12 protein-coding genes are annotated in these 13,961 nt (G+C 59.8%); 9 read left to right on the top strand and 3 right to left on the bottom strand.

All coding sequences use genetic code 11. From position 1 onward, the window contains the following. The first annotated feature begins 8 nt into the window (after positions 1–8). From VGU25_10425 to VGU25_10415, 3 genes are all read left to right on the top strand, one after another. Positions 9–578 carry a type 1 glutamine amidotransferase domain-containing protein gene (locus tag VGU25_10425; protein HEV2577614.1) on the top strand — a complete coding sequence of 190 codons (570 nt, stop codon included), beginning with the start codon at positions 9–11 and terminating at the stop codon, positions 576–578. 68 nt (positions 579–646) lie between these two features. Then, complete coding sequence (locus VGU25_10420; GenBank protein ID HEV2577613.1) at positions 647–1,165, top strand: lipocalin-like domain-containing protein; 519 nt, start codon at positions 647–649, stop codon at positions 1,163–1,165. A 1,436-nt stretch (positions 1,166–2,601) separates the two neighbouring features. Then, positions 2,602–3,453, top strand: coding sequence for a TIR domain-containing protein (locus tag VGU25_10415; GenBank protein ID HEV2577612.1), 852 nt, complete (start codon positions 2,602–2,604; stop codon positions 3,451–3,453). 126 nt (positions 3,454–3,579) lie between these two features. Here the strand turns inward: VGU25_10415 and VGU25_10410 are convergent, their stop codons facing one another. Beyond that, positions 3,580–3,753, bottom strand: a complete 174-nt coding sequence (locus VGU25_10410; protein ID HEV2577611.1) for a ribbon-helix-helix protein, CopG family — start codon at positions 3,751–3,753, stop codon at positions 3,580–3,582. A gap of 350 nt (positions 3,754–4,103) precedes the next feature. On the opposite strand from VGU25_10410, the gene VGU25_10405 reads away from it, so the two are divergent. The 6 genes from VGU25_10405 to VGU25_10380 all read left to right on the top strand — a co-directional run bounded on the left by VGU25_10405 (position 4,104) and on the right by VGU25_10380 (position 11,005). Then, positions 4,104–4,868, top strand: a complete 765-nt coding sequence (locus VGU25_10405; protein ID HEV2577610.1) for a gamma-glutamyl-gamma-aminobutyrate hydrolase family protein — start codon at positions 4,104–4,106, stop codon at positions 4,866–4,868. After that, on the top strand, positions 4,868–5,494 hold the full coding sequence (gene rsmG, locus VGU25_10400; GenBank protein ID HEV2577609.1) for a 16S rRNA (guanine(527)-N(7))-methyltransferase RsmG: 627 nt from the start codon (positions 4,868–4,870) through the stop codon (positions 5,492–5,494). Before VGU25_10405 ends, rsmG begins: the two co-directional genes overlap by 1 nt. 507 nt (positions 5,495–6,001) lie before the next feature. Continuing rightward, entirely contained in the window at positions 6,002–6,916 is a 915-nt protein-coding gene (locus VGU25_10395) for a ParA family protein (protein HEV2577608.1), read from the top strand. 260 nt (positions 6,917–7,176) lie between these two features. Continuing rightward, positions 7,177–8,115 (top strand): ParB/RepB/Spo0J family partition protein, encoded by a 939-nt coding sequence (locus VGU25_10390; protein HEV2577607.1) that lies wholly within the window; start codon positions 7,177–7,179, stop codon positions 8,113–8,115. A 182-nt stretch (positions 8,116–8,297) separates the two neighbouring features. Continuing rightward, entirely contained in the window at positions 8,298–10,097 is a 1,800-nt protein-coding gene (locus VGU25_10385) for a hypothetical protein (protein ID HEV2577606.1), read from the top strand. A 71-nt stretch (positions 10,098–10,168) separates the two neighbouring features. Beyond that, the gene (locus VGU25_10380) at positions 10,169–11,005 is read left to right on the top strand and encodes a DUF1003 domain-containing protein (protein ID HEV2577605.1); all 837 of its coding nucleotides are present in this window, start codon (positions 10,169–10,171) and stop codon (positions 11,003–11,005) included. A 313-nt stretch (positions 11,006–11,318) separates the two neighbouring features. Here the strand turns inward: VGU25_10380 and hpnI are convergent, their stop codons facing one another. Both hpnI and VGU25_10370 read right to left on the bottom strand, forming a co-directional pair. Further along, on the bottom strand, positions 11,319–12,482 hold the full coding sequence (hpnI, locus tag VGU25_10375; GenBank protein HEV2577604.1) for a bacteriohopanetetrol glucosamine biosynthesis glycosyltransferase HpnI: 1,164 nt from the start codon (positions 12,480–12,482) through the stop codon (positions 11,319–11,321). A gap of 198 nt (positions 12,483–12,680) precedes the next feature. Continuing rightward, complete coding sequence (locus VGU25_10370) at positions 12,681–13,898, bottom strand: ABC transporter permease (GenBank protein ID HEV2577603.1); 1,218 nt, start codon at positions 13,896–13,898, stop codon at positions 12,681–12,683. Positions 13,899–13,961 lie beyond the last annotated feature (63 nt).

Below are 13,961 nucleotides of genomic sequence, written 5' to 3'. Positions count from 1 at the left end.
AGGAACACATGAGCAAACAACTCGACGGCAAGAGGATCGCGATCCTGGCAACCGACGGATTCGAGCAGTCAGAGCTGATCGATCCCAAGAAAAATCTCGAAAAGGCCGGAGCGACCGTCACCGTGCTCTCGGTCGAGAAAACCCCCAAAGAAATCAAGGGCTGGGACATGACCGACTGGGGCAAAAAGGTGAAGGTCGACGGTCTAGTCGCCGAGGCCGATCCCGCGCAGTTTGACGCGCTCGTTCTGCCCGGCGGCCAGATCAACCCAGACAAGCTGCGCATGGATCAGGATGCAGTCTCGTTCGTGAAGCGATTCGCGCAAACCGGCAAAACAATCGCGGCCATCTGCCACGGCCCGTGGATGCTTGTCGAAGCAGACCTAGTCCGTGGAAAGACCATGACCTCATGGCCATCCGTCCACACCGACCTCAAAAACGCCGGCGCCAACTGGGTCGACCAGCAGGTCGTCCAGGACGGCCAGTTCATCACCAGCCGCAAGCCCGACGACATCCCCGCCTTCTCGCAGAAGATTATCGACGTGCTCAGCGGATCAGCGACGCAATCCCGCGCCGCATAACCAACCCGGCAATTACTCGTCAATTCAGTCGTTAGCCTTGTCTGAATCGAACCTTATACTCGGTTCCCATGCGACGAGTTATTGCCTGTTGCGTGGTGATGTTTTTCCTTGCTGTGCCTGACGCCGTGCCCCAGGGCACGAACGCTCAACTGGCGAGGAAGATTGTGGGCGCGTGGCAGCTGGTGTCGGTTGAGGGCCAGCCGCCGGGGCTGCCCGGCTTCTACGATCACCCGACGGGTCTGCTCATCTACGACCCGTCGGGAACCATGTCGGTGCAGATTGCGAACCGAGGTGGACGGAAGACATTTGCACGAGGGCTGGCGGCCGGCACCACCGCGGAAAAGGTAGCCGCTTTCGACGGCTACTTCAGCTACTACGGCACGTATACCGTGGACGACGCTGCCGGAACGGTGACGCACCACGTTGAAGACAGCTCTTACCCGGACCTGCGCGCCCGGCATCATGTGCGCTGGGTGGAGTTTCAAGGCGACGATCGCATGGTGCTGATTCCGTGCGAAGACGGCAACGGCGGCGCGGTGTTGCGCAAGGGTGCGACTTACAAGTTGTATTGGGAGCGCGTGAAGTAGGCCGCGCTTGCATGTATTTCCAAATCCTTCCCGCGTCCCCCCATAACGCCGTCATCCTGAGCGGAGCGGCGTCAGCCGCGCACCCGAAGGACCCCGAATTCTTTCGGACATCTGCAAGCGCTGATCCCTTCCCAGCCACAAACCTTATCCGGCGTTTGCCTTTGCTTTTCTTGTCGTCATCCCGGATCAGAGTCCAGGCGGGTTCGCTCGCTGGGGTGGAGAAAGGGATCTACTTCTGTTCTCGCCTTTGCTTTCCGCCATCCTCAGCGGAGTGAAGATCCGCCTTTGCTCTCGCCTTTGCTTGTGCCTCGTCGGGCAGGCTGGATAGCCGTGGGCTTTAGCCCCGGATCTCCGTGCCACCAGCAATCGTCTCGGTAAGGCCACAACTGGCAGCCCTGGCCTTCAGCCCAGCGTCTCCGTGCCATATTCCGCCGTGTCGTTAAGGGCACAACTGGCAGCCCTGTGCTTTAGCCGGCGTCTCCGTGCCATAGACCGCCGCTTCGTTAAGCGCGCAACTGGTAGCCCTGGGCTTCAGCCCAGGGTCTCCGTGCCCTATGCCACCGTGTCCTTAAGGGCACGACTTCAGTCGTGCCATAGACCGCCGCGCGCAGCGCTGCCGCTCTGCCGAAGGCCGGAGTGGAAGCGAAGCGAAACGACTGAATTGCCTTCCTCGAACTCAGCAAAATGCTCGCCCTATTCAGCCCTCGACGAGACCACCCGCCCCTGGTCCCTGTTTACCCCCTGACGCCGTCATCCTGAGCGAAGCGGCGTCAGCCGCGAAGTCGAAGGACCCCCGAAACCATCTGAACAGGCGCGACCGCGGAGTCCTGCTCCAGCAAGAAACGCTCTCGCCCCTGCTTTTTCTTGTCTGTCATTCCCACAGGGAATCTGCTTTTACCTTCGTCTTCGCCTCGTCGAGGCACGGCTCGATAGCCTTGGGCTTCAGCCAAGATTTCCGCGCCATAGACCGCCGCCTCGTTAAGGGCACGACTTCAGTCGTGCCATAGACCGCCGCGCGCAGCGCTTCCGCTCTGCCGAAGGCCGGAGTGGAGCGAAGCGAAACGACTGAATTGCCTTCCTCGAACCCAGCAACATGCTCGTCGCCCACACCGGATCCGCCCGGCTCTTGCTCTTGCTTTGCTTGTTTGTCATCCCCAAACCGGAGTCCGCGGCGAGCTCGCTGGGGCGGAGCCAAGGATCTGCTTTTTGCGTTTGCCTTAAGCCCCCTACGCTGAGCGCAGTGACATCTGCCAGGTGCGGCTGCCGACGATAGCAGGAGGACGTCACGAAGTGATAATGCCCGCACCCGCACCGCGAGCCCAACCGTCATCCGGCCAAGCCTGCCATCTTACAAACTCACATCTCGATACCCGAGATGTTGGGCACGCGCTGCGTGATAGGCTTCGTACCAACTCAACAGCTGAGGCAGAAGCCCGATGCCAAAGTACGATCTAGCCATCTCATTCGCCGGCGAGCAACGCACCCTTGCGGAAGAATTCGCGGACAGGCTTGACTCCTCTGGGTACTCCATCTTCTATGACGAGTATGAAGGGGCAGACATTTGGGGGACCGATCTGACGATCAAACTAGCCAACGTGTACAGCGAACAAGCGCGTTTCTGTCTGGTGATCGTTTCCGACGACTATATACGTAAGTCATGGACCAACTTGGAGCGGCAAAACGCCCTGTCGCGTTTTATGAGGGAAAAGCAGGGCTACCTACTTTGCCTTCGCACGGACGAGGCGAAGCTACCTGGATTGCCTGACGTTATCGCGTACGTTGATCTGAAAGGCCGCACGATCGACACCATTTACCGCATGATTCTGCAGAAACTCGGCCCGCCGCAAGCACGAGTCCCAAATGACCAGATTAGTGCGAGTGACAGACAGGTCGCCCGCGAAATCATTAGAGCTTGTAATCGACGAGCCCTCTTCGCGGCGAGTCGATCAGAGCTGGATTTGGACGCGATGTATTCCTCTCTCGGAGAGGCGATTGGAACAATCAACTCCCTTATGCCACAGTTGCGTGACCATGGCCTCCAAATCGATTCACTGCAGCTAGTAGCCGCAATCGACGAGATTCAGCGCTTCCAAATTCAGAACCGAGAGCGGACTGCGTGCTGCCTTCCTCCCGAAAAACAGAGAGAAATGGATAAGCGCAAACTACAAGCGATCGCGATCATCCGAAGAATTAGAAGAATCGCTTCCGTGGATATACAGCTACCGACTGAATTGCGACTCGATCACTTCTTCGGGCGGGAGAACGCAGACGAGCCGCCGCTCCCCTGACCGACCCAGCCGCAGGCCCGGTGGCAGCCGGGCGCCGGGTGCTCCACATCGCTCGTATCGAGATGTGGGTTCGCAGGATTTCACGTCGCCTCGCTCTCCAGCGTACCGACGACCAGTCCACTCGCCTTACGCCCGCTTTGCCCGGCTCGCGACAGCCACATAATGCTGATCGAGCGCCTGCCGAAGTAGCGACTTGATCACCGCCTGGCGGCTGATGTTCAGTTGTGTGGCCTCGGCGTCCAACTCATCCAGCATCTCCGCCGTGAAGTCTACGTTAACCCTCTGCACGGGTCGCATCATCTTCCCTTTGTTCGTGAAGAAGCGCGACACGCTGCGACCCCGTCGGCCATCTTGGCGATCGCATGGGCACTTACGGCCTTCTTCCGGCTAGCCGTTTTCTTCATAGGGCTGTTCTTCCTCCAGGGTTGACTTAGGTATAACAGTTATACCTACGTTGCCGGAATCGAGTCCCTTCGTACTTGCCTCTAACTGGCAACTGAAAACTGAGCGCTATCCAGCTTTTGCCTTTGCCTTTCTTTCTGGCATCCTGAGCGGAGCGAAGGACCTGCTGTTGCCTTTGCCTTATTCACTATTCACTACTCACTATTCACTCCCTCCAGCCGCCGTCCGCCAAGTGAGAAAATAAACTCATGCCCCGCGCCCGGATCGCGATTCCCATCCCGACCAGCAGTAATCCCGAGTACAACAATCGCTCCTGGCCCACCTACGCCGCCGCCATCGAAGCCGCCGGGGGCGAGCCCGTCCGCATCGACCCCTCCACCACCCCACGCGACCTCCGCGAAACCGCGCGCTCCTGCTCCGGCATCCTGCTCCCCGGCAGCCCCGCCGACGTTCTGCCCTCCCGCTACGGCGCGGAGCCTGACGCAGCCACGAACAAAGCAGATGAATATCGTGAGACGACCGACTGGACTCTTCTCGAAGAGGCCGAGCGCCATCGCCTCCCTGTCCTCGGAATCTGCTACGGCCTCCAATCCCTGAACGTCTTCCGCGGCGGCTCGCTCGTCCAGGACCTGCTTCCGCTGCCCGTCAACCACTCCGCCGGCAGCAAGGTCGCCGTCGCCCATACCGCTGACATCTCCCGCGAAAGCCTCCTCGGCTCGCTGCTCTCAGAAGACGAAACTTCCCCACACGACGGATTCCTGCGTCTTCCCGTCAATTCCAGCCACCACCAGGCCATCGCCGAGCCCGCGCCCGGAATGCGCATCGTCGCCCGCTGCCCCGAAGACGGCGTCATCGAAGCCATCGAAGCCCCTTACGATCCGAACGATCCCTGGTTCTTCCTGGCGGTCCAGTGGCATCCGGAGCGCAGCACCGAAATCAGCCAGGCCTCACGTTCGATATTCGCCCGGCTTGTCCGCGAGGCCGAACAAAAGGCCGGCTTCCAGAGCAAGTAATGGCTGCTCTCTCGGTCGACCAGATCCGCGCCCTTCTCACCCCGTTCACATCGCTCGAACTCTCCGACCCGCTCATCCAGCAGGTCTCCGATTACCTGGATCTCCTGATCCGCTGGAACTCCCGCGTCAGCCTCACCGCCATCCGCGACCCGGAAGAGATTATCCAGCGCCACTTCGGCGAAAGCTTCTTCACCGCCCAGCACCTTGCAACTCGCTTAGCCCCTGACGCCGAGCTTCTCGACTACGGTAGCGGCCCCGGCTTCCCAGGCCTCCCCATCCAAATGCTTCTCCCGAAGATTCGCGTAACCCTCGCCGAATCCCAAGCCAAGAAGGTCGCCTTCCTCCGTGAGGTCATCCGGACCCTCAACCTGACGGCCGAAGTCTGGCCGCGCCGGGTTGAAGAGTTGCCCGATTCTCGCCGCTTCGACGCTGTAACCATGCGTGCCGTCGAGAAGATGCCCACCGCGATGGACCACGCCGCAGAGCGGGTCCGTGATGGTGGCTGGATCGCCGCGCTGGTCGGGCGCGAGATCGATGCAACAGATGCCGAGGAATTGAGAATCCCATCCTCTGAACACAGACGTCTGGTGATCCGGCAAATTGTTCCACGTGGAACAATCGGCTGATCTGGCAAATTGTTCCACGTGGAACAATTCATCAGCCAGCGTCTGTGATATCACTGAAAATCCGATGGTCCGGCCATAGAGCCGGATCACGCAATACGGGAGCAGGACGTGCGCTCCGTTGGGTCTTTTGTTGTTTTTCTTCTCCTGAATATCCACTCTGCCTCGCCGACACCACGAGCCGCGAGCGCGGAGCACTTTGCTTTAGCGGCAAAGCTTCCGGACATTCCGACGCTGATACTTCGCGCAATGCATACTCCGTGGCTTGGGCCGGGACTTGTGTTGGCACTGCTGCTTTTAGTCACGTTGCGCGGGGCACGGCATATGGCTTACAAGCCGCTGCAGCGAAAGGTGCACAAGCCGAAATTGGAGCGATATCGGGGGGTTATTCCGCGAAAACACCAAGATTTGGAGATTTGAAGAGGTATTTGCGTCCGGAAACGCACAATTTGGTCCAATTGTTCCACGTGGAACAATTTGGGAGCCATCTGTTAGCCTGAGGCTCACAAGATGCCGGACGACGCGAAGACCCCCGAGAAAACTGAAACCAGCTCCGTGATTGCGGTCGTCAACCAAAAGGGTGGCGTCGGCAAAACCACGACGGCTATTAATTTGGCTGCTGCTGTTGCAATGCAAGGACTTAAGACGCTGCTGATTGACTGCGATCCGCAGGCCAATACGACCGCTGGATTGGGCGTCGCGCGGGATGAGGAGCGCTCGTCGGTCTACGACCTGATGGTTGGCGAGGCGACGGCAGAAGAGGCGACGATCGCGACGGAGATTGAAAACCTGTCGCTGATTCCCGGAACGAAGAACATGATCGGCGCAAATGTGGAACTGGTCGTGGCGGAGAAGCGGGAGTTTCGCCTGCGTGAGGCTCTGGAGCCGGTAAGGGAGAAGTACCGGTTCATTTTCCTGGATTGTCCGCCGGCGCTGGATCTGTTGACGCTGAATGCGCTGGTGGCTTCGGATCGGCTGCTTGTTCCGATGCAGGCGGAGTACTTTGCGCTGGAGGGGATTTCGGAGCTGATTTCGACGCTGGATAAGGTGTCGGCGGCGTTCAATCCCAGCCTGGGGTTGGAAGGCGTGCTGCTGACGATGTTCGATGAGCGGACGAACCTGTCGCAGCAGGTCCGGGAGAACCTGCGGAGCTTCTTCAACGACAAGCTGTTTACGACCACGATTCCGCGGAATATCCGGCTGGCGGAGGCGCCTAGTCATGGGAAGCCGGTGATGGTTTATGACCCGAAGTCCAAGGGCTCGGAGGCGTACCAGGAGCTGGCGGTGGAGCTGCTGAAACGGCATGGGGTCGAGGCGAAGAGACCGGGTAAGAAGCTGATTCTGGACGAGATACCTCCGGTAGCGGAGCGGCCGATCATAAGTACGCCGAAGGCGAAGAGGGTTTGGCCGTTCGGGCGGGAGTAGTAGGGAGTAGTAGGGCGAGTGGTTAGTGGTTAGTGGTTAGTAAGAGCAAAGGCAAAAGCTTTGACGCTAAGGGCGCAAAGGAAAACGCAAAGGGACGCCACGGCGGCTGTGCGGCGAGTTAGAGGTTCCTGGCCAAAAAGGGCCAGGCGGTTGTGAAGGGGCGAAGAGTATCGGGGTCCCTCGACTGCGCCTCCGCTTCGCGAAGGCTTCGCTCAGGATGACGGATGTTTTGGTTGGCTCGGTAAGGAAAGGAAATGTTTATGGCGACTGCGGTGGCGGGAGATGTGAAGCGGAAGGCGTTGGGGCGGGGGTTGGAGTCTTTACTGCCGTCGCGGCCGAAGCCCGCGTCGGAGGTTGTGGAGATTGCCGCGAGTGCGGCGGCGCCGGTGGCGGAGGGCAAGCCGCTGGAGATTCCGGTGGAGCTGATCGATCGGAACCCTTTCCAGACACGCAAGGGTTTTGACGAGGAGAAGCTGGACGAACTGGCGGCGTCGATCAAGGCGTCGGGGGTGGTGCAGCCGATAATCGTACGCAAGGGCGATAATGGGCGATACACGCTGATTACGGGTGAGCGGCGGTGGCTGGCCAGTCAGCGAGCGGGAAAGGCGACGATTCCCGCGATCGTGCGCGAGGTTTCGGATGTGCAGGCGATGGAGATGACCATCGTGGAGAACCTGCAGCGTGCGGACCTGAACCCGATGGAGCAGGCGCATGCGTTTGAGCGACTAAGCCGGGAGTTCAAGATGACGCAGGAAGAGATGTCGCTGCGGACGGGGAAGGACCGGCCTTCGATTGGGAACTTTCTGCGGCTTCTGAAGCTGCCGATGGATGTGCAGATGCACGTGGAGTCGGGCACGCTGAGCTTCGGGCATGCAAAGGCGCTGCTGGCGCTTCCGCCGGAGAAGATCTCGACGGCGGCGTGGAAGGTGCTGCATTTGAATCTGTCGGTGCGGTCGACGGAGAAGTATGTGCAGGGGATTATCAATCCGGAGATGGTGGCGAAGCCGGTGAAGCTGGTGGAGCAGCGTTTGGTGGATCCGAATGTGCGCGAGGCGGAGGACCGGCTGCGGCGGAAGCTGGGCCTGAAGGTGATGATCGAGGACAAGAAGGGCAAGGGCAAGGTGATTATCGAGTATTCGGGCGTGGATGACTTCGATGCGATTCTGGGGGCGTTGGGCGAGAGGGGACTTGGGGAGTAGGCAGGGGATAGAAGATAGAAGATAGAGGGTAGAGGGTGTAAGCGGTAGGGGTAGGGGGTAAGGGGCGGGCAGTCGGATTTCCAGGTGGATTGCTCGTCGTTCCTTGTGTGGAGGGCGATGAGAACCTATGATTCACGGTCGACAGGGCATTCGAGGCGATTCGTGTCCCTGCGGGCTCATTGATGATCAGGAAAATTCATTGGCTGGGTCCGCTGTTTGCGAGTGGGCTTGCACTGTGCGGTTGCGCGACTTCGAGCTCCGCCGGTAGCGGTGGTGGCGGCGGTGGAAACGGCTCGAACCCGATCACGCTTTCTACGGTGGCACCCTTCAATGCAATGCAGGCGGGCACTACGTGGGTTGTCGCGGGCGAACCGGGCTTCACTCTTCTTGTGAGCGGGACGGGATTTAGCGGCAGCAGCGTGATTCAGTGGAACGGAACGGCTCTTCCGACTCAACTGGGTTCGAGTACGGACATGAGTGCATCCGTGACAGCGGCGATGATCGCCAATCCTGGCACAGCGTCGATCACTATTCATGACACTTCTTCCGGGTATACAACCGCGGCTTTGACGTTTGGAATCGCATCACCGGCTGCGGCTACGGCCGGCGTGGTGGCTCTGATCACTGCGGCGCCTGACGGCACACCGGCGAATGGCAGCAGCCTGGTCGCGCCGTCCATCAGCGCAACGGGCCGATATGTGTCTTTTCAATCCTCCGCGACGAATCTGGGCGCGGGCGTTACGAGTGGCTACCAACAAATCTACGAGCGCGATACCTGCATTGGGGCAGCGGCGAACTGCGTGCCGAGCACAATCCCGATCACGGTGACGTATAACGGCGGCGCCGTTGATAATCACAGCCGCGATTCGTCGGTAAGCGATGATGGGCGATATGTTGCGTTTGACTCGCAGGCGTCAAACATCGTCGCCGGGGAGCCGTCGTTTTGCTACGCGGCTGCGGGTGACAATTGCGTTTACCTGCGCGATACGTGCATCGGAGCGACGGCAGCCTGCATTCCAAGTACGATTCTGGTCTCGCACCTGCTGGACGGAGAGCCCGCCGGCGGAGGGCTTCCAACGCTCAGTCCCGACGGAAGATATGTCGGCTATAACTCTACGGGCACTGCGAGCGGAACGAATAATGTCTACCTGACCGATACGTGCAATGGAGCGCCAAGTGGCTGTGCGTCTTCCACGCTGTTGATCTCTCAATCGGCGTCCGGCATCCCCGCTGACGCCTTGAGTGAATATCAAAACGTGAGTATGGGCGGCCGCTACGTCTCGTTTATTTCCTACGCGAAGAACCTTGTGCCTTCGACCGCGAACGCCGGGAACCCAGATCTGTTTCTACGCGACACCTGCCTCGGAGCTTCGACAGCGTGCACTCCGACGACTTCGCAACAGGATGTTTCAACGGCTGGTGCGCCCGCAAATGGTGGGGCACTCGATACCTCTTCAAATCCGTCGATCAGCTCAGACGGCCGGTTTCTTGCGTTTTCGACGCTGGCCACCAACCTGGTGGCGCAGAATGTCAATGGGCTTGGAAACGTCTATCTCAGGGATACGTGCAATGGTTCATCTGCCTCTTGTACGCCGTCAACGGTGATAGCATCGCTCGGCAATGACGGATCGATCGCCAACGCCAGCCAGAACAATGCGAGCATCAGTGGCAGTGGCCGCTTCATCGCTTTCGCATCGCTCGCCAGCAACCTCGTTCCGGGAGATACGTTCACGCCGAATAGCTGGAAGGATATCTTCGTTCGTGACACCTGTTTCGGCGCACCGGACGGATGCACACCAAGCACGGTTCGAGTTTCGGTTAGCAATGCCACCGGATTTGCTGTTCAGTCCAACGGAGTGAATGACTACCCCAAGATCAGCAAAGACGGCCATTACGTAGTGTTTCTTTCCTCTGCAACAAATTACCTCTCCACATCCGGCAACGGATTTGACATGGTCTTCCTGGCAAAGACGGGATTCTAGCGGGGCGTCAGCGAACTGACCTAGGGTTGGGAGTCGGCGCCGCGATAAGCTGAGTGCGAGGAATCCGAGCTATGCCTTCCAGTGCTGACGAACTACGTGCCGTGCCGCTGTTTTCTTTGCTTGACGATGATGAGCTGGCTGTCCTGGCGCAACAGGTGGAGAAGCGTGAGTTTGCGGCGAAACAACGCATCTATAAGGCCGGTGACCCGGGAGCGAACGCGTTTGTCGTGATGAGCGGATGGGTGCGGGTGACGCTGCTCGACGAAGACGGGCAGGAGGTTGTGTTTTCAGAGCCGCATCATGGCGAATTCTTTGGCTTCGCTTCAATGATGGATGACTCTCCGCATGCGACTTCGGCGGTGGCGATGGAAGCGACGAAGTGCCTGGTGATCGACCGCAACGATCTTGAGCAACTGATTACAAGCAAACCGATGGCGGGGCTGGACATGATGACGGCGCTGGCGCGGGAGATTCATTCCACGCAAAAGATTGTGCGGGTGCGCGCGGCGCGGAATCCGAATGAGGTGTACGAAGAGTCGGAGACGTTGGGCGAGAGAGTGGCCGATAAGGTGGCGTCGTTCGGCGGATCGTGGACGTTTATTGGCGTGTTCCTCTTCGTTGAGATCGTGTACGTGCTGATCAACGTCACGCTCAAGAAGCATGCGTGGGATCCGTATCCGTTTATTCTGCTGAATTTGTTCTTGTCGATGCTGGCGGCGATCCAGGCGCCGGTGATCATGATGAGCCAGAACCGGCAGGATGCGAAGGACCGCGTGAGATCAGAGCTGGATTTTCAGGTGAACCGGAGGGCGGAGTCGGAGATCCAGGCGCTGTCGAGGAAGCTGCATGCGCTGGGGGATAAGTTGGATGATGTGGAGGATAGGTTGAGGGGTAAGGCAAGTGGTTAGTGGTTAGTCAGTGAGTAGTGAGTAGTGAATAAAGCGAAGGCAAGAGCAGATTCCCTTCGCGGATGACGGAAAGAAAAGCAAGGGCAAAAGCAAAGACCTTGACGCAACGGTCGCCAAGGAGCGCTAAGGAACGCTACGGGAGATTGCGGGTCATAAATTCGCAGCTCCTACTCAGCAACTCCTAACTTCTATTCCTGACTCCTCAGCCCTAACTTCCTAGCTTCTATACCTAACTCCTCACCCCTAACTTCCTGACTTCTCTACCTAACTCCTCACCCCTGAGTTCCTAACTTCTATTCCTGACTCCTCACTCCTAACTTCCTAACTTCTGCAGATGGCCGCGGTGGAGGCGGAAGTGTTCGCCGCGCCAGACGACGGTGTCGGAGGCGTAGGACCAGAGCCAGAAGAAGAGGCCGAAGAAGTCGCGGAGGGGGAGAAGGAGGAGGTCGCGGAGGATCTGGGTGTCGCGCAGGAGGCCGACGCCGATGATGAGGGCGACGGAGATGCGGGCGAGAAGGGCGATGGAGAGGAGGGTGAGGCTCCAGAGGGCGCCGCCGGATGCGAGCACGGTGAGGACGGCCCAGGGGAGGACATACGTGATGCCGAGGCCGATGTAGCCGGCGCGGCGGGAGTCGCGGGTGCCGCGGGCCCAGCGGAGCTGGTGGTCGCAGAAGGCGCGGAGACTGTAGGCAGGGATGGAGGTGGCGACGACCTCGCGAAGGAGGGAGACGTGATAGCCGGCACGGTGGAGGCGGGCGCCGAGCTCGTAGTCGTCGGCGAGCTGGTCGGTGAGGGAGGCGAAGCCGCCGATGCTGGCGAGTGCGGATTTGGTGGTCGCGAGCGTGGAGCCGAGGCCGAAGCGGAGGCCGCCTTCGAGGGCGCGAGCGGTGAGCGCACCGGGGATGAAGTCGGTGGAGATGCCGAGGGCTTCGAGGCGGGACCAGAGGGTGCCGGAGGCGATGCCGATGTAGGGTGCGGTAACGAGGCCGGTGTTCTCTTGTTGAAACGCGGCGGCGATGTGGGTGAGGTAGTTGGGGGAGACGAGGATGTCGGAGTCGTTGACGAGGATGTGCTCGTGGGTGGCGTGCGGGAGCATCTGGGTGAGGTTGGAGAGTTTGCCGTTGGGGCCGAGGCGCGCGGGGCACTCGATGAGGCGGATGGGGATGTGGGGATAGTCGACGCGGAGGCGGGCGACTTCGGGGACGGCGGGGTCGTCGAGTGAGCTCACGCCGAAGAGGATCTCGAATTCGCCAGCGTAGTTCTGGGTGCAGTGGCTGACGAGCGCGGCGTGCATGTGGGGGTCGAGACCCTTGACGGGCTTGAGGATGGAGATGCCGGGGGTGAAGGCGGGATCGGGTTGCGGGGCGGGGGTGCGGGCGAATCGGCGGGCGGCCCAGAGGGCGAGCGCGCTGTAGATGATGCCGCTGGCGGTGAGGAGTGCGGTGAAGAGCTCAGCAGCGAGCGCGAGGGAGTCCACTTGTTTAGTTTATCGGCTAGAAGTCAGTGAATAGTGAGTAGTGAATAGTGAAGAAGGCAAAAGCGGGTCCTTCGCTCCGCTCAGGATGACAGCCAGAAAAGCGAAGGCACTCGCGCGCTACCACGCGCGATACCCACTCATCCGCTTCGCGTATGAATGGGGCACCCGGCCTTATTCACTTTTCACTGCTTCACTGCCTTATTCGTAGCGGAGGGCTTCGATGGGGTCGAGGTTGGCGGCTTTGTAGGCAGGGTAGATGCCGAAGACCAGGCCGATGGCGCAGGAGCAGAGGAAGGCGGCGAGGACCCAGAGGAAACTGACGGTGCAGGCGATGAGGAAGTGGACGCCGAAGGCGAGGGCCGAGCCGAGAAGGATTCCGATGACGCCGCCGACAGCGCAGAGCACGATGGCTTCGAGGGTGAACTGAAGCAGGATGACCTTTTTGGTGGCGCCGATGGCTTTTCGGACGCCGATCTCGCGCGTGCGCTCGGTGACGGAGACGAGCATGATGTTCATGACGCCGACGCCGCCGACGATGAGGCCAACGGCGGAGAGGCCAAACATGAGGAGGAAGAGCGAGCCGGTGATCTGGTTCCAGAGACGGGTGATGGCGTCGGAGGAGAAGATGGCGAAGTTGTCGTCCTGCGCGTTGAGGACCTTGCGGCGGCGGCGGAGGAGCTCGCGGATTTCGTCGGTGACGAGGTCCTTGTTTTTCTGGTCGTCGAACTTGGCGCTGATCCAGTAGTCGAGGATTTCAGGGTGGAGTTTGTGGAAGGTGGAGAGCGGGAAGTAGGCCATCGAGTCGTTGGGATTCTTGCCGCCGCCGAAGGCGTTTTTTACGCGGTCGAAGACGCCGATGACGGTGAAGGTGCGGCCGGAGATGATGACGTCTTTGCCGATGGGGTCTTCGGCGCCGCCGAAGAGATCCTGGGCGATGTCGTGGCCGAGGATGGTGACATCCGTGGCGCGGTCCTGATCGGTCTGGGTGAAGTAGCGGCCGGCTTCGAGGGCCTTGTCATAGACCTGGGCGTAGGACGGTGTCTCACCCTCAAGGCCGACGTTCTCGGACTTGCGCATGCCGTAGTGCGCGCTCTCGGAGCCGGAGTTGAACTGGTAGTTCTCGTATTGGAGGCCGGCGCAGGCGGCGACGACGTGCGGAAGCTGCGAGATGGCGACCATGTCGTCGTAGGTCATCTGCTTGCGGGCGAGCATCTCGGCGGTGGGGCGCACGCCAATGACCGGAAAGCGGAAGATCCAAAGTACATTGGTGCCAAACTGTTCGACCATGGTCGAAACACTTGTATTCAAACCATTGATCACCGACGAAATTGTGATGACGGTCATTACGCCGATCACGATGCCGAGGATCGTGAGTGCGGAGCGGAGTTTGTTGGCGCGGAGTGTGTCGAGCGCCATTTTGATGGATTCGCGTTGATCGGAGGCTCGCATAGGGGAGTGAATAGTGAGTAGTGAATAGTG

The organism is Acidobacteriaceae bacterium, assembly GCA_035944135.1.
Classification (GTDB): Bacteria; Acidobacteriota; Terriglobia; order Terriglobales; family Acidobacteriaceae; genus Granulicella.
Note: the sequence above shows the minus strand (reverse complement) of the source record. Positions and strands in the feature narration are given on the sequence as shown.

Coding starts and splice junctions, on each gene's coding strand:
- VGU25_10425 (HEV2577614.1), top strand. CDS start 9: ATGAGCAAACAACTCGACGGCAAGAGGATCGCGATCCTGGCAACCGAC.
- VGU25_10420 (HEV2577613.1), top strand. CDS start 647: ATGCGACGAGTTATTGCCTGTTGCGTGGTGATGTTTTTCCTTGCTGTG.
- VGU25_10415 (HEV2577612.1), top strand. CDS start 2,602: ATGCCAAAGTACGATCTAGCCATCTCATTCGCCGGCGAGCAACGCACC.
- VGU25_10410 (HEV2577611.1), bottom strand. CDS start 3,753: ATGATGCGACCCGTGCAGAGGGTTAACGTAGACTTCACGGCGGAGATG.
- VGU25_10405 (HEV2577610.1), top strand. CDS start 4,104: ATGCCCCGCGCCCGGATCGCGATTCCCATCCCGACCAGCAGTAATCCC.
- rsmG (HEV2577609.1), top strand. CDS start 4,868: ATGGCTGCTCTCTCGGTCGACCAGATCCGCGCCCTTCTCACCCCGTTC.
- VGU25_10395 (HEV2577608.1), top strand. CDS start 6,002: ATGCCGGACGACGCGAAGACCCCCGAGAAAACTGAAACCAGCTCCGTG.
- VGU25_10390 (HEV2577607.1), top strand. CDS start 7,177: ATGGCGACTGCGGTGGCGGGAGATGTGAAGCGGAAGGCGTTGGGGCGG.
- VGU25_10385 (HEV2577606.1), top strand. CDS start 8,298: ATGATCAGGAAAATTCATTGGCTGGGTCCGCTGTTTGCGAGTGGGCTT.
- VGU25_10380 (HEV2577605.1), top strand. CDS start 10,169: ATGCCTTCCAGTGCTGACGAACTACGTGCCGTGCCGCTGTTTTCTTTG.
- VGU25_10370 (HEV2577603.1), bottom strand. CDS start 13,898: ATGGCGCTCGACACACTCCGCGCCAACAAACTCCGCTCCGCACTCACG.